15 protein-coding genes are annotated in these 14396 nt (G+C 69.2%); 2 read left to right on the top strand and 13 right to left on the bottom strand.

From position 1 onward, the window contains the following. Positions 1-7: 7 nt before the first annotated feature. From JI739_RS16630 to JI739_RS16605, 6 genes are all read right to left on the bottom strand, one after another. Positions 8-250 (bottom strand): PepSY domain-containing protein, encoded by a 243-nt coding sequence (locus JI739_RS16630; protein WP_201685053.1) that lies wholly within the window; start codon positions 248-250, stop codon positions 8-10. 31 nt (positions 251-281) lie between these two features. Next, positions 282-818, bottom strand: coding sequence for a glycine zipper 2TM domain-containing protein (locus JI739_RS16625; protein ID WP_201685052.1), 537 nt, complete (start codon positions 816-818; stop codon positions 282-284). A gap of 253 nt (positions 819-1071) precedes the next feature. Continuing rightward, entirely contained in the window at positions 1072-2367 is a 1296-nt protein-coding gene (locus JI739_RS16620) for a dihydrolipoamide acetyltransferase family protein (protein WP_201685051.1), read from the bottom strand. A gap of 4 nt (positions 2368-2371) precedes the next feature. Then, positions 2372-3433: an alpha-ketoacid dehydrogenase subunit beta gene (locus JI739_RS16615; protein ID WP_236589795.1), complete on the bottom strand. Its 1062-nt coding sequence runs from the start codon at positions 3431-3433 to the stop codon at positions 2372-2374. A gap of 1 nt (position 3434) precedes the next feature. Further along, the gene (locus JI739_RS16610) at positions 3435-4670 is read right to left on the bottom strand and encodes a thiamine pyrophosphate-dependent enzyme (protein WP_201685050.1); all 1236 of its coding nucleotides are present in this window, start codon (positions 4668-4670) and stop codon (positions 3435-3437) included. Between the two features lie 132 nt (positions 4671-4802). Next, on the bottom strand, positions 4803-5693 hold the full coding sequence (locus tag JI739_RS16605; RefSeq protein ID WP_236589794.1) for a MerR family transcriptional regulator: 891 nt from the start codon (positions 5691-5693) through the stop codon (positions 4803-4805). Between the two features lie 154 nt (positions 5694-5847). Here JI739_RS16605 and JI739_RS16600 point away from each other — a divergent pair, with 154 nt between their 5' ends. Both JI739_RS16600 and JI739_RS16595 read left to right on the top strand, forming a co-directional pair. Next, the gene (locus JI739_RS16600) at positions 5848-6300 is read left to right on the top strand and encodes a fasciclin domain-containing protein (RefSeq protein WP_201685049.1); all 453 of its coding nucleotides are present in this window, start codon (positions 5848-5850) and stop codon (positions 6298-6300) included. Positions 6301-6415: 115 nt separating this feature from the next. Further along, positions 6416-6964, top strand: coding sequence for an SRPBCC family protein (locus tag JI739_RS16595; RefSeq protein ID WP_236589792.1), 549 nt, complete (start codon positions 6416-6418; stop codon positions 6962-6964). Positions 6965-7001: 37 nt separating this feature from the next. On the opposite strand, the gene JI739_RS16590 is transcribed toward JI739_RS16595, so the two are convergent. From JI739_RS16590 to JI739_RS16560, 7 genes are read right to left on the bottom strand one after another with little or no spacing between them, the layout of a single operon-like run. Further along, the gene (locus tag JI739_RS16590) at positions 7002-8363 is read right to left on the bottom strand and encodes an acetyl-CoA carboxylase biotin carboxylase subunit (protein ID WP_201685048.1); all 1362 of its coding nucleotides are present in this window, start codon (positions 8361-8363) and stop codon (positions 7002-7004) included. A gap of 3 nt (positions 8364-8366) precedes the next feature. Then, positions 8367-8888: an acetyl-CoA carboxylase biotin carboxyl carrier protein gene (locus tag JI739_RS16585; protein WP_201685047.1), complete on the bottom strand. Its 522-nt coding sequence runs from the start codon at positions 8886-8888 to the stop codon at positions 8367-8369. A 13-nt stretch (positions 8889-8901) separates the two neighbouring features. Next, positions 8902-10356, bottom strand: a complete 1455-nt coding sequence (locus tag JI739_RS16580) for a hydroxymethylglutaryl-CoA lyase-like TIM-barrel protein (protein ID WP_201685046.1) — start codon at positions 10354-10356, stop codon at positions 8902-8904. Between the two features lie 10 nt (positions 10357-10366). Beyond that, positions 10367-11860, bottom strand: a complete 1494-nt coding sequence (locus JI739_RS16575; protein ID WP_201685045.1) for an aldehyde dehydrogenase family protein — start codon at positions 11858-11860, stop codon at positions 10367-10369. After that, positions 11857-12504, bottom strand: a complete 648-nt coding sequence (locus JI739_RS16570) for an isochorismatase family protein (protein WP_201685044.1) — start codon at positions 12502-12504, stop codon at positions 11857-11859. Before JI739_RS16570 ends, JI739_RS16575 begins: the two co-directional genes overlap by 4 nt. Before the next feature lie 10 nt (positions 12505-12514). After that, positions 12515-13831 (bottom strand): TRAP transporter large permease, encoded by a 1317-nt coding sequence (locus JI739_RS16565; protein ID WP_354003740.1) that lies wholly within the window; start codon positions 13829-13831, stop codon positions 12515-12517. 25 nt (positions 13832-13856) lie between these two features. Beyond that, positions 13857-14396, bottom strand: a complete 540-nt coding sequence (locus JI739_RS16560) for a TRAP transporter small permease (RefSeq protein ID WP_201685043.1) — start codon at positions 14394-14396, stop codon at positions 13857-13859.

Below are 14396 nucleotides of genomic sequence, written 5' to 3'. Positions count from 1 at the left end.
ATGCCTTTCAGCGCAGTTGGCCGCTGGCCGCGTCCACCAGGACCACCCGCACTTCGCCGCGCGGCGTGACCACCTTGACGCGCCAGACCGGCCGGCCGCCCACCTCCGAGCTTTCGACCTGCAGCACGCGGCCACCGGTGGCCCGCTGCGCCATCGCGGCGGCGGCATCGCGACTGACCTGCGCCCATGCGGGCTGCGCGCAGGCCAGGCACAGCGCGCAGGCGAGTCGGACGAGGAGTTGGCGAGGCATGGCGGACAGCCGGCGATGCTACTACCGCCGACTACCGCTGCACCGGCTCGACCGACACGCGCACCGGCAGGCGCTGCCCCGGGTGCTCGCGCAGCAGCGCGGTGTGGACCTGGCCGCGGTAGTCGTACTGGACCTGGTAGCCCGACACACGCGACTGCTGGTCGTAGACCGTGCGGCACTGGCGCACCTCGCGCTGCTGGTATTGCTGCGGCTGAGGCGCATAGCGGTTGCCGTGGGCGATGCGGTCGCCGGCATACGCCCCGGCTACCACGCCCAGCACGGTGGCGATGTCGCGCCCCGTGCCCTTGCCCACCTGCCGGCCCGCGGCCGCCCCGACGGCGCCGCCGATCAGCGCGGGTCCGTACTCCTGGATCACGCCACCAGAAGCCTGCGCCTGCGGCACGGCTTCGGTGACCCACTGGCTGGTGCATTCCTCGCGCGGAACCGAGACCGTCTCGTATTGCGGCTGCACGTGGCGCACCCGGGCGTCGTCGACGAAGGTCTGGGCCTGCGCGGCCGAGGCGGCGGCGCTGGCGGCGATGAGGACGGTGGCGGCGATGCGATTCATGGAAAGCTCCTCTCGGGGTTGGATGGGAGCAAGGATGCAATTGCCGAGGTGAACGGTCGCTGAACGGTCCGCTGGCCGCACGCTGCGGGAGGTGAAGGAGGTGTCAAGGCGCTGTGGGTGCAGTATCTCGATCCCGCATCGCCGGCATCAGTGTCGTCCCTCTCGACACGGGGCCGCTCCTGCCCCGTTCACCCTGGGCCCGAACGGGTGGGGGAGAGCCTGTCGCGAGGCGCCTCCATCAAAGCCCCTCCCCCTACCCCACCAGCAACAGCGCCGGCCGCTCCAGCAGACCCCGCACGGCCTGGATGAAGCGGGCGGCGTCCATGCCGTCGACCACCCGGTGGTCGAAGGAGGACGACAGGTTCATCAACAGGCGCGGCACGACCGCCGCGCCCTGGAACATGGGGCGCTGGACCACCCGGTTGACGCCCACGATGGCCACCTCGGGATGGTTGATGACCGGCGTGCTGGCAATGCCGCCCAGCGGCCCCAGGCTGGTGATGCTCAGCGTGGAGCCGCCGAGTTCTTCGCGGCTGGCCTTGCCGCTGCGCGCGGCCTTGGCCAGGCGGGCGATCTCGCCGGCCAGCCCCCACAAGCCCTGCGCCTCGGCGTGGCGGACCACCGGCACCATCAAGCCGGCCTCGGTCTGGGTGGCGATGCCCAGGTGCACCGGCTGGAAGCGCGTGACCACGCCGGCCTCGCCGGCCTCGTCGTCGAAGCGCGCGTTGACCTGCGGAAACTCCTCCACCGCCCGCACGACCGCGCGGCAGATGAAGGGCAGGAGCGTGAGCTTGCCGCGCGTGGCGGCATAGCGTTCGTTGAGCTGCGCGCGCAGCGCCTCCAGCTCGGTGACGTCCACCTCCTCCACGTAGCTGAAGTGCGGGATGCGCCGATGGGCTTCCTGCATCTTCTGCGCGATGCGCCGGCGAAGCCCGGTCACCGGCACGGCCTCATCGCCCTGCCGCTGTCGCGACCCCGACGGCCGTTCCTTGCGCGGTGGCTGGCCGCGCGACGCCTGGTACACGTCCAGGTCCTCATGCAGGATGCGCCCGGCCGGCCCGCTGCCATGCACGAAGGACAGCTCGATGCCCAGCTCCCAGGCCCGGCGACGCACGGCAGGCGACGCGATGGGCCGATCACCGGGCGCGCGGGCCGCCGGTTCCTGCACCGGCACATGCAAGGGTTGACGCACCTGCGTCTCGGCTGGCGGCACGTGCGCGGGCGCGGCCGTAGCGTCTGCGGCCAGGGTCGCCTCCTCGCGCCCCGCCGGCACCGCCTCGGCGGCCTCGCCCTTGCCGTTGCCCTCGCCCGCCACCTCCAGGCGGATCAGCTCGGCGCCCACCGCCAGCACCTGTCCCGGCTCGCCGCCCAAGGCCTGCACCCTGCCCTGCACCGGCGAAGGAATCTCCACCGTCGCCTTGTCCGTCATCACGTCGGCCAGCACCTGGTCTTCGGCCACTTCATCGCCCGGCTGCACGCGCCAGGCCACCAGTTCGACTTCGGCGATGCCTTCGCCGATGTCGGGCATCTTGATCGAGTAGGTCCCCATGGCTTCAGTCCTCCAGGGCACGGCGGAAGGCGGCACCCACCCGCGCCGGCCCAGGGAAATATGCCCACTCCTGCGCATGCGGGTACGGCGTGTCCCAGCCCGTGACGCGTTCGATGGGCGACTCCAGGTGGTAGAAGCAGTGCTCCTGCACCAGCGCCGCCAGTTCGGCGCCGAAACCGCTGGTGCGGGTGGCCTCGTGCACCACCACGCAGCGGCCGGTCTTCTTCACCGAGGCCACCACCGTGTCCAGGTCCATGGGCCACAGCGATCGCAAGTCGATGATCTCGGCGTCGATGCCGGTCTCCTCGGCCGCGCACTGGGACACCCACACCATCGTTCCATAAGTCAGAACGGTGAGCTGCGATCCCGGGCGGAAAATGGCGGCCGATTCGAGGGGCACCGTGTAGTAGCCCTCGGGCACGTTGCCCGTGGCATGGCGCGACCAGGGCACCACCGGCCGGTCGTGGTGGCCGTCGAAGGGGCCGTTGTACAGGCGCTTGGGCTCCAGGAAGATCACCGGGTCCTCGCACTCGATGGCCGCGATCAGCAGGCCCTTGGCGTCGTAGGGGTTGCTGGGCATCACCGTGCGCAAGCCGCACACGTGGGTGAACAGCGCCTCCGGGCTCTGGCTGTGGGTCTGGCCGCCGTAGATGCCGCCGCCGCAGGGCATGCGGATGGTCAGCGGGCAGGTGAAGTCGCCCGCCGTGCGGTAGCGCAAGCGCGCGGCCTCCGAGACGATCTGGTCCGAGGCCGGATAGAAGTAGTCGGCGAACTGGATCTCGGCCACCGGCTTCAGGCCGTAGGCCGCCATGCCCACCGCCACGCCGACGATGCCGCCCTCGCTGATCGGCGCATCGAAGCAGCGCGAGGTGCCGTACTTCGCCTGCAGGCCCTCGGTGACGCGGAACACGCCGCCGAAATAGCCCACGTCCTGGCCGAACACGACCACGTTGTCGTCGCGTTCCATCATCACGTCCATGGCCGAACGAAGGGCCTGGATCATGGTCATGGGCCGCGCTTCGCCGGCGGCGCTGGGCACATCGACTCCCTGTGTCTTGGTGAGCATGTCAGACCCCTAACTGTTGGCGTTGCCGGCGCAGGTGGGCCGGCATCGTCGCGTACACGTCCTCGAACATGGACGCGGCGCTGGGGATGTGCCCGTCAAGCAGCGTGCCGTGGCTCTCGGCCTCCTTGAGCGCGGCGGCCACCTCGGCCTCCAGTTCCAGCCGCACCTGCTCATGCTCGGCGTCCGACCAGGCCCCCAGGCCCACCAGATGCGCCTTGAGCCGCTCGATCGGATCGCCCAGCGGGAAACGCTCCCAGTCGTCCGCCGGCCGGTACTTGGACGGGTCGTCCGAGGTCGAATGGGCGCCGGCGCGCAAGGTCACCCACTCGATCAGCGTCGGCCCCAGGTTGGAGCGCGCCCGCTCGGCGGCCCAGCACGAGGCCGCCAGCACCGCCAGGAAGTCGTTGCCGTCCACCCGCAGCGAGGCGATGCCGCAGCCCACCCCGCGCGCCGCGAAGGTGGTGGACTCGCCCCCGGCGATGGTCTGGAAGCTGGAGATGGCCCACTGGTTGTTCACCACGTTCAGCACCACCGGCGCCCGGTACACATGGGCGAAGGTCAGTGCGGTGTGGAAGTCGGCCTCGGCCGTGGCGCCGTCGCCGATCCAGCCCGAGGCGATGCGCGTGTCGCCCTTGATCGCCGAGGCCATGGCCCAGCCCACCGCCTGGATGAACTGCGTGGCCAGGTTGCCCGAGATGCTGAAGAAGCCGGCCCGCTTGTACGAGTACATCACCGGCAGTTGCCGCCCCTTGTTCGGGTCGCGCTCGTTGCTCATGAGCTGGCAGATCAGCTCGCTCATCGGAACGTCGTCGCGGGCCAGCAGCAGCCCCTGCTGGCGGTAGGTGGGAAAGCACATGTCGCCGGACTCCAGCGCCTGCGCATGCGCCACCGCGATCGCCTCCTCGCCCAGGCACTGCATGTAGAACGAGATCTTCTTCTGCCGCTGCGCGATCAGCATGCGCGCGTCGAACACGCGGGTGCGCATCATCGCGCGCAGCCCCTTGCGCAGCTGCGCCGTGCTGACCGGCGGCGCCCACGGCCCCACCGCCTGCCCGTCGTCATCGAGCACCCGCACCAGGCCATAGGCCAGGTCGGCGGTGTCGAAGTGGGAGGTGTCCACCGGTGGCCTGCGCATGGCGCCGGCCCCGGACAGGTGGAGGTACGAGAAATCGGTGTGGCGTCCGGGCCGCCCCGAGGGCTCCGGCACGTGCAGGCGCAGCGCCTGTCGTTCACTCATGCATCGCTCCCGCGCAAGGGTCTTGCGCCAAGGTGGACGAACGGCACGAGCCGGCGGGTGGGCCGGCTGCGCCGGAACGGGCCGCGGGTGGGCGGCCGGTTCAGTCTACGGCGAACGACGCGCGCGTGGGGGTCAGCCAGCCGCGCGTCGCGGCAAGGTGGCGAGTGCCGCCACCGCGTCGTCCAGGCTGCCCAGCAGGCTCACGCCCTCGGGCGCCGGCGTGCGGCGCACGCCGGCGCCGCCCGCCCAGAGCGCGATGGTGCCGGGCAGCAGCTTGCGCAGCTGCTGCAGCAAGGGCGCGACCTGCCGCGAAGGGAACGCCCCCGAAAACGACAGCGCCACCAGCTGCGCCCCCTGGACCTGCGCCGCCTGCGCGATCTCCAGCAAAGGGGTCTGCGTGCCCAGCGACACGCAGTCGGCACCCTCCAGCGTCAGCATGGCTTCCAGCATCAGCAGCCCCAGGCCGTGCGGTTCGTCGGGGACCGTGGTCAACAGCACGCGCGGCCACTGGCCGGCGGGCACCGCCGCGATGGCGCGGCGCAACAGGCGCGCCAGCAGTTCGGTGAACAGGTGCTCCTCGAAGACCTGCAGCCGCCCGTGCTCCCATTCCTGTCCCAGCCAGACCGCGACCGGGCCGACCGTGTCCAGGACAAGACGCGCCAGGCCTTGCTGCGCCAGGCGCTGCTGCATGGCGCGCTCGAAGCCCGCCAGGTCGTGCGCCCGAACGGCGGCCAGCAGCGGTTCGAGCTGGGCCGTGGCCGCCTCGTCCACCTCGGCGACCGCCGCGGACGGCTGCTTCAGCAGCGCCTGCAGGTCATCGGGCGCCATCGCGAACAGGCGCCCCGGCCGCCAGCCGCCGTCCATCAGGCGCTTGATATGGCGCAGCCGGTGGACCTGCTCGGCCGAGTAGGTGCGTTCGCCGTGGGCATCGCGGCTGGGCACCGGGAACCCGTAACGCCGCTCCCACACACGCAGCACGTCCTTGGACAAGCCGACCTCACGCTCGACAGCGGAGATCGACAATTCGGGTTCTTTGGTCTTTTTGTCCAAGACAACACCTTGACAACGGTTTGGGGTCACGAGTATTCTGAGGCCGCATTCTATTTTGTCCACGACAAATCTCGTCGGTGAACGGAGTAGATCGCAGACCCCGCCCACCACCGTCAAAGGAACCATCGTGAAAAAAGCCATCCTGATCTCCGCCCTCGCCGTCGCTGCGTTCAGCGCCCAAGCGAAGGACATCGTCGACACCGCCGTTGCCGCCGGCGACTTCAAGACGCTGGCCGCAGCGCTGCAGAAGGCCGGCCTCGTCGACACCCTCAAGGGCAAGGGACCGTTCACCGTGTTCGCTCCCACCGATGCCGCGTTCGCCAAGGTGCCCAAGGCCCAGCTCGACGCGCTGCTGAACGACAAGGACAAACTCACCGCCGTGCTGACCTACCACGTCGTGCCGGGCACCGTGATGGCCAAGGACGTCAAGGCCGGCAAGGTCAAGACCGTGCAGGGCAGCGAGCTCACCGTGAGCACCAGCGGCGGCGTGAAGGTCGACAACGCCAACGTCGTGAAGACCGACATCAAGGCCGACAACGGCGTCATCCACGTCATCGACAGCGTGGTGATGCCCAAGTAAGAAGAAGAAGGGGGCCTGGCCCCCTTCTTCCATGGGTGATTGCGTGCGCTTTTTCACTCTGTTGCGCCCAGCCTGGAAGAGCGATTGCAAGATGGCTTTTTTAGATGGAGAAGCCATGCAAATGCCCGGAAAGCTCGTCACCATGGCCGCTCTGGCGGTCGGTGGAATGCTCCTGTCCAAGCAGATGAAGAAGCGCGGCGGTTCGCGCTCGAGCTCGGTTGAGGAATCGATCGAGGTGAACGTACCTGCCAGCACCGCCTACAACCAGTGGACGCAGTTCGAGGAATTTCCGAAGTTCATGAGCCACCTCGAAGAGGTCAGGCAGCTCGACGACACGCATCTGCGCTGGCGCGCCAGCGTGGGCGGCAAGCGCAAGGAGTGGGTCTCCGAGATCACCGAGCAGGTGCCCGACAAGCGCATCGCCTGGCGCAGCACGGAAGGCATTCCCAACTCGGGCGTCGTGACCTTCCACCACCTCACCGACACGAGCTGCAAGATCATGCTGCAGCTCGACTACGAACCCGGCTCGGTCGACGAGCAGCTCGCGGATGCGATCGGCGGCGTGCGCCAGATGGCCCGCGCCAACCTCAAGAAGTTCAAGCAGCTGATCGAGGAGCGCGGGGTGGAGACCGGGGCCTGGCGCGGGACGGTGACGCAGCACTGAAGAAGGCGTCAGGGGCTGGGGTGAGGGAAGCAGCCCTTCAGGCCCCGGTCCTTCTCTCTTCAAGCACTTCCTCAACCAACCTTGTGTTGACCTCGCCTTTGGCGAACCTCGGCTGGGTGATGAGGAACTTCTGGAATTCGATGGTGGTGGCGATGCCTTCCACCTCGAACATCTCCAGCGCGCGCTCCATGCGCATCAGCGCTTCGGCGCGGTCAGCGCCGTACACGATCAGCTTGCCGATCATCGAGTCGTAGTAGATCGGCACGCGGTAGCCGGCGTGGCAGTGGCTGTCCAGGCGGATGTTCGGGCCTTCGGGCGGTGACCAGCGCGTGATGAGTCCGGGGCTGGGGCGGAAGCCCTCCCCCACCTGCTCGGCATTGATGCGGCATTCGATGGCGTGGCCGCGAAAGCACACGTCCTGCTGCCTGAAGCGCAGGGGTTCGCCGCGCGCGACGCGCAACTGCTCCTGCACCAGGTCGATGCCGGTGACCATCTCGGTGACCGGGTGCTCGACCTGGATGCGCGTGTTCATCTCCAGGAAGAAGAAGGCCTGCGCGTCGGCATCGACGATGAATTCCACCGTGCCGGCGTTCTCATAGCCGAAGCCCTGTGCCAGCCGCACGCCGGCTTCGCGGATGGCCTGTCGCAGCGCCTCGGGGATGCGGGGCGCGGGGGCTTCCTCCACCAGCTTCTGGTGGCGGCGCTGCAGCGAGCAATCACGCTCGCCCAGGTGGATGACGTGCCCGTGTCGGTCGCCCAGCACCTGCACCTCGATGTGGCGCGCGTTGCGGATGTAGCGCTCCAGGTAGAGCGTGCCGTCACCGAAAGCGGCACGCGCCTCGTTGGACGCGGCGGTGAAGGCCCCGGGCAGGTCCTCCAGGCGCTCGATGATCTTCATCCCGCGCCCACCGCCGCCGGCCGCGGCCTTGATGATCACGGGCATGCCCAGGCCACGGGCGATCTCCACGGCCTGGTCGGGCGTTTCCACGCGGGTCGAACCCGGCAGCGTGGGCAGGCCGAGTTCGGCGGCCAGCACGCGGGCTCGGATCTTGTTGCCCATCTGAGCGATCTGCTCGGGCAGGGGCCCGACGAAGGTGATGCCGTGGTCGGCGCACAGCTGCGCCAGTTCGGCCGACTCGGCCAGGAAGCCGTAGCCGGGATGCAGCGCGTCGCAGTCCGTGGACAGGGCCGCGTTCACCAGCAGGCGCGCATCGAGGTAGCTCTGCGTGGCGCTGGCCGGGCCGATGCAGACCGCCCGGCCGGCGATGCGCGCGCCCAGGCTGTCACGGTCGGCCTCGGAGCAGGCGAGCACGGTCTCGATGCCGAGTTGCTGGCAGGCACGGATGATGCGGACGGCGATCTCGCCGCGATTGGCGACCAGGACGCGGTTGACGGGCATGCCTCAGGGCTTCACGTAGAACAGGACCTGGCCGAACTCGACCACCTCGGCGTCCTGCACGCACACCTGCGCGATGGTGCCGGCCACGCCGGCCGGGATGGCGTTGAACAGCTTCATCACCTCGATCAGGCAGACGGTGGAATCGGCCGTGACGGTGTCGCCCACCGAGACATACGGCGGCGAGGACGGGTCGGGCCGGCTGTAGAAGCGGCCCATGGTGGTGGCGGTGATCGGGGCCCAGCCGGCCTCTGGCGCGGCAGCACGGGGCTGCGCGGCAGGCGAAGGCGACGGCGTGGCCGGAGCGGCGGCCGGTGCGGCGGTGGCGGGCGCCGGCGCGGCGATGGTGGGTGCGGCCATCGGCGCCGCGACTGCCCCGCCGGTGGGCAAGGCGCCCTTGCCGATGGTCACCTTCAGCTCGCCGATGTCGATCTGGAAGTAATCGAAATTGGAGCGATCCAGGGTCTCCACCAGGCGGTTGATCTGGCGCACGTCGTTGTCGCTGAGGAAGTCGAGGGTGTGGCTCATACGGGAAGGGGTTTCAGGCTTGCATGGCGACGGACTGGCCGCCGCGACGGATCAGGACATGGCGCACGCTGCGTGCTTCGCCCAGCTTGGCGATCAGGGCCTGCAGCCCGTGGCTGCCCTCGGACCCCGCACGCTCGGCGCGGGCACGGCGCATCTGCGCCACCTGCTGCGCGTCGGTGAAGAAGTTCAGCAGCAGGTCGTCGTCGGACACGCCCGGGCCGCCCCAGCGTTCGCGCACCTGCGCGAGGGTGGGCTGTCCGGGCTTCACGCGGGCCAGCGCCTCGGCGCGCGGGCGCGAAAGAATCTTCTCGCGCACCTCGGGCACGATCGACTCGGCCTCCTCGCGGCCCCAGCCGCCCAGCGCGTACTGGATGATCTCGTCCGAGACCTGCCGATAGCGCTCGCCGGCGATCACGTTCATCACCGCCTGCGCGCCGACGAACTGCGAGTACGGCGTGACCATGATGGGGAAGCCGAAGTCCCGCCGCACCTGCGCGATCTCCTCCAGCACCGCCGGCAGCCGGTCGGCCAGACCCGCGGCGCCGAGCTGGAAGCGCAGGTTGGAGATCATTCCGCCGGGCACCTGGTGCTGGTAGTGCTGAAGGTCGTAGGCCGCCGGCGCACCCTCGGGCAGGCCTTCGCGGCGGGCCACCTCGCGCAGGTGCGCCTCCACCGGGCGCAGCACGTTCTCATCGAGCGCCGTGGAGTGCCCCATGGCCCGCGCGTTGCGCGCCACGTCGAACACCGACGGGTTGGAGGACGACTCGGCCAGCGGCGGAATGGCGGCGTTGACGATGTGGATGCCCTGGCGGATCGCCTCCAGGCTGCTCAACAGGCCCAGGCCGGTGTTGCAGTGGGTGTGGAACTCCACCGGAATGCCCTGCGCGTTCGCCAGCACCACCGGCGCCAGCGTGCGCACCCGCTCCGGCGTGAGCAGCGCGCCGGGGTCCTTGAGGCAGATGCGGTGCGGCTTCAGCGCCGCCGCCGCGCGCGCCCGCTCGGCGTAGTAGCCGTCGGTGTGCTTTTCCGACAGCGAGAAGATCAGGTTGATCACCACGTCGATGCCGACGTTCCGCGCGCGGGCCACGTGCGGGCGCCAGCCCTCGGGCGTGTTCGACGAATCCGACAGCCGGATCTGGCCGATTCCCATGGCGGCCATGCGCTCGTACCACAGCTCCTCGACAGCCTCGGGCGTGATCTGGAAGGCCGCCAGCTGGCGGCCGCGGATCATGCGCAGCGGCGTGCGGGTGATGCGCTTGCGCACCTCGGCGATGCGCTCCCAGGGGTCCTCCTGCAGGTCGCGGATCATCTTCTTCTCGAAGCTGGTGGCCATGATCTCCACCGCGTCGAAGCCGGCCTCGTCGAGCCGGTCCGCGATGGGCAGGATGTCGGCGGTGCGCAGGCCGATGGCCCACAGGCTCTGCGAGCCATCACGGACGGTCGTGTCGACGAATCGGATCTCGCTCATATCCGCTCCTTCACTGCAGCGAGACGTTCACGTTCTTGACCTGCGTGAACTCGAACAGCTCGTCCTTCGATTCCTCGCGGCCCAGGCCCGACTGCTTGTAGCCGCCGAAGGGCGCGCCGATGAAGTGCGACGAGCAGTCGTTGACCCACACGTACCCGGCCTCCACGCGCGCCGCCGCGCGATGCGCGGTGACCAGGTCGCGCGTCCAGATGGAGGCGGTGAGGCCCAGCTCGGTGCCGTTGACGGCGGAATACAAGTCGTCTTCGCCGCTCCAGCGCAGCACCGACAGCACCGGGCCGAACACTTCCTCGCGTGCCAGGCGCATGGCCGGCGTGACGCCGGTGAACACGGTGGGCTCGATGAAGAAGCCCTTGGCCAGCGCCGCGTCCTTGGGGTGCGCGCCCCCGGTGGCCAACCTGGCGCCCTCCTCCCGGGCCGAGGCGATGAAGCCCAGGCTGCGCTCGTACTGCGTGCGGTTGATCAGCGCGCCCATGGTGGTGTCCATGTGCGTGGCCAGCCCGGGCCGATGGCGCTGCGCCAGCAGGGCCACCATCTGCTCGACGAAGCGGTCGTGCACGCTCTCGTGCAGGAACAGCCGGCTGGTCGAGCCGCAGGACTGGCCGCACCAGGTGAAGTTCATGCCGCGCACGGCCCCATCGACCGCACGCTCGAGGTCGGCGTCGGGGTAGATCACCATCGCGTTCTTGCCACCCAGTTCGAGCAGCGTGCGCTTCATGGTGTCGGCCGCGCCGTGGAGCACCGCCTTGCCGGCCGGCACGCTGCCGATCAGGCCGACGGCCGCCACCTGCGGATGGCTCACCAGCGCCGCGCCGATGTCGCGCGCGCCGACCACGCAATTGAGCACGCCGGGCGGGAACAGGTCGGCCAGCAGTTCCATCAGGCGCAGCGTGGACAGCGGCGCCTGCTCGGGCGGCTTGATCACCACCGTGTTGCCCGCGGCCAGCGGCGCCGCGATCTTGCCGGCGGCGAACATGAAGGGATGGTTGAACGGGAAGATCCGGGCCACCACGCCCAGCGGCTCGCGCCGCGTGTAGTTGAGCGAACCGTTGGCGGTGGGGAGGGTCTCGCCCTTGATCTCCAGCACCAGCCCGGCGAAGAACTCCAGCTGCGTGGCCGCGATCTCGGCGTCGAACAGCATGGCCTTGACCGGATTGCCGCAATCGGCGGCATCGAGCAGCGCCAGGTCGGCCGCGTTGGCCCGGATGCGGGCCGCGGCTTCGCGCAGCCGGCGCGCGCGCTCCAGCGGCGGCGTGGCGGCCCACGCGGGAAAGGCTTCGCGGGCGCTGCGCACGGCGGCATCGACATCGTCGGTGGTGGCCAGCTGCACGCGGGCCAGCACCTCGCCGGTGGAAGGGTTGATGCTGTCCAGCATCTGCGCCCCGGCGCGGGCGTGCCACTGGCCGCCCCAGAACTGGCCCTGCTGCGTGGGCAGGATGGAAGGCACGCGGGAGGAAAGATCGGCTTGCATGGTGGTCGTCGTCATCGCGGTGGGCGGGGTGTGGTTTCGAGATAGCGGCAGGCGTCGTCGAGGCCGACCACGTCGGCGTACTTGGCTTGCAGGTCGAACAGGCTCTGCTCGTGTGCGGCGCGCGAGCGGTCGCCCACGCACTCGCGCACCACCATGGGCCTGAAGCCGTTCTGGCAGGCATCGACGGCGGTGGCGCGCACGCAGCCGCTGGTGGTGCAGCCGGCCAGCAGCAGGGTGTCCACCCCGCGCGACACCAGCCGCGACGGCAGGTCGGTGCCGAAGAAGCACGAGGCGTATTTCTTCACCAGCCAGCTGTCGCCGGGCTCGCGCGTCAGGCGCGGGTCGAGCTCGACTTCGGGCGTGCCCGCGCGCAGCGTCATCACGCCCTTTTGCTTCAGGGCCCAGATGCCGGCGTCCTTGAAGTCGAGGTCGTCGTAGGCCACGGTGGAGAAGATCACCGGCCAGCCGGCCTTGCGGGCGGCGGCCAGCAGCGTGCGCGTGGCGGCGATCTCGTCGTCCAGGTTGGCGCCCAGCATCATGGCCGGGTCGCTGAAGGCGCGGATCATGTCGATCACCAGCACGGCCGGGCTGCGGCCGAAGCCGATGGCCTGGCCGAAGCCGCGCGCGCGGAAGAAGTCCTGTTCGCTTTGGTTCGTCATCTCACGCCCTTCAACCCAGCAGATTGGGCAACCAGGTGGCAATGGGGCTGTAGAAGAAGACGGCCACCAGCATCAGCACACCGATGGCCACAAACGGAAGCGCCGAACGGAACACCTGCGGCAGGCTGATGTGCGAGGGCACCACGCTCTTCATCGTGAACAGCAGCAGCCCGAATGGCGGCGTCATCAGCCCCAGCTGCATGGAGATCAGGAACAACACGCCGAACCAGATGGTGTCGATCTGCGCGCCCAGCACCAGCGGCATGAAGAACGGCAGCGTGAGCAGCATCATGCTGACCTGATCGACGAAGCAGCCCAGCACGATCAGCACCACGATCATGGACAGCAGCAGCATGTTCGTCGACAGCTCCATCTTGCCGATGGCGCCGAGAAAGCCGTTGGTCGCACCGGAAAATCCGAGCAGCTGCGAGAACGCCGTAGCGCCCACGATGATGAACAGCACGATGCCCGAGATCTGCACCGTGCCCTTGAGCGACGAGAGCATGTTCTGCCAGGTCAGCGCGCGGTAGCACGCCGCCAGCAGCACGGTGGCCGCCGCGCCCAGTGCCGCTGCCTCGGTGGGCGTGGAAATGCCGGTGGACATGGCCCCGATCACGACCACGAAGATCGACATCAGCGGCAGCACATACACGACCAGCGGCCGCCACTTCTGCCAGCCGTGATAGCGCGTGCCCTCATCGTCCTTGGGAGAGCTGCCAGGCACCAGCAGCGCGTATCCCACGATGTAGGCCACGAACGCGACGGACAGCAGCAGCCCCGGCACGATGCCGGCGAACAGCAGCTTGGTGATGGAGATGTTGGCGAGGCTGCCGAACAGCACGATCAGCGCCGACGGCGGGATCAGCATGTCCACCCCGCCGATGGCGATGATGGGCCCCATGGCCAGCGACGGGTGGTAGTTCTTCTCCAGCATCAGCGGCGTCATCGAGCGGCCCAGCATCGCCGTGGTGGCGATGGTCGAGCCCGACACGGCCGAGAACGCGGTGCCCGCCACGACCGAGACCACCGGCAGCCGCGCCGGCACTTTGTGGATGATGCGGTCGAAGCCGTCGATCACCTTCAGCGCCAGGCCGGTCTGGAACAGCACCTCGCCCATCAGGATGAACAGCGGAATGGGCGTGAGCGACAGGCTGATCACCGAGGCGATCGAGTTGCGCGCGAGCTGGTCGACGCCGGCCACCCCGCCCATGAAGATGAAGGCGCCGATGACGTTGGTCACCAGGAAGGCCAATGCGACCGGCAGCCCGATCATCATCAGCAGCATCACCGATCCGAGCAGCAGGCTCAGGCTCAGGGTCCAGTCCACCGGGGGCCTTTCGTTGGGGGGTTCATCAGGCCACCGAGGTGGCTTCCTCGCGCACGGTGCGCGGGCCCAGCCACTGGCGGCGCATGCGCAAGGCGAATTCGACGGCCAGCACACCGAAGATCACGGCGGCCGGCGCCAGCAGCCACCATTCGGGAAACACGAAGATCTTGAAGATCAGCGAACCCTGGCGCGCACTGGCCAGGACCGCGTTGCCGCTGGCCACCATCAGGGTGAGGCTGGCGAGGATGCCGATCGCATCGGCCACCAGCTCCAGCACCCAGGCCATGCCCGAAGGCAGCGCCTTGAGCACCATGTCCATCCGCACATGCGCCCCCTGGCGCAGCAACCAGGGAGCGGCCAGGAAGGTGGACAGGTACAGGGTGTACTCGGCCACCTCGGGCGCCCAGGGCACGTTGCCCAGGCGGAGGTTGCGCACCGCCACGTCGGCGCAGATCACGATGACCATCACCGCGATCAGCGCGCAGGCGACCAGGCCCAGCGCGGTGAGCAGGTGACCCCAGCCGCGGTCGAAGCGATTGGCCAGGCCAGTGGCGGGTGCGTTCAT

The sequence above is a fragment of the Ramlibacter aurantiacus genome, assembly GCF_016722895.1.
Taxonomy (GTDB): domain Bacteria; phylum Pseudomonadota; class Gammaproteobacteria; order Burkholderiales; family Burkholderiaceae_C; genus Ramlibacter; species Ramlibacter aurantiacus.
The sequence above is the reverse complement of the archived record's forward strand: the minus strand, read 5'-3'. Positions and strand labels throughout refer to the sequence as shown.

Excerpts from the sequence above, each read along its gene's own strand:
- JI739_RS16630 (WP_201685053.1), bottom strand. The coding sequence starts at position 250 with ATGCCTCGCCAACTCCTCGTCCGACTCGCCTGCGCGCTGTGCCTGGCC.
- JI739_RS16625 (WP_201685052.1), bottom strand. The coding sequence starts at position 818 with ATGAATCGCATCGCCGCCACCGTCCTCATCGCCGCCAGCGCCGCCGCC.
- JI739_RS16620 (WP_201685051.1), bottom strand. The coding sequence starts at position 2,367 with ATGGGGACCTACTCGATCAAGATGCCCGACATCGGCGAAGGCATCGCC.
- JI739_RS16615 (WP_236589795.1), bottom strand. The coding sequence starts at position 3,433 with ATGCTCACCAAGACACAGGGAGTCGATGTGCCCAGCGCCGCCGGCGAA.
- JI739_RS16610 (WP_201685050.1), bottom strand. The coding sequence starts at position 4,670 with ATGAGTGAACGACAGGCGCTGCGCCTGCACGTGCCGGAGCCCTCGGGG.
- JI739_RS16595 (WP_236589792.1), top strand. The coding sequence starts at position 6,416 with ATGCAAATGCCCGGAAAGCTCGTCACCATGGCCGCTCTGGCGGTCGGT.
- JI739_RS16590 (WP_201685048.1), bottom strand. The coding sequence starts at position 8,363 with ATGCCCGTCAACCGCGTCCTGGTCGCCAATCGCGGCGAGATCGCCGTC.
- JI739_RS16585 (WP_201685047.1), bottom strand. The coding sequence starts at position 8,888 with ATGAGCCACACCCTCGACTTCCTCAGCGACAACGACGTGCGCCAGATC.
- JI739_RS16580 (WP_201685046.1), bottom strand. The coding sequence starts at position 10,356 with ATGAGCGAGATCCGATTCGTCGACACGACCGTCCGTGATGGCTCGCAG.
- JI739_RS16575 (WP_201685045.1), bottom strand. The coding sequence starts at position 11,860 with ATGACGACGACCACCATGCAAGCCGATCTTTCCTCCCGCGTGCCTTCC.
- JI739_RS16570 (WP_201685044.1), bottom strand. The coding sequence starts at position 12,504 with ATGACGAACCAAAGCGAACAGGACTTCTTCCGCGCGCGCGGCTTCGGC.
- JI739_RS16560 (WP_201685043.1), bottom strand. The coding sequence starts at position 14,396 with ATGAACGCACCCGCCACTGGCCTGGCCAATCGCTTCGACCGCGGCTGG.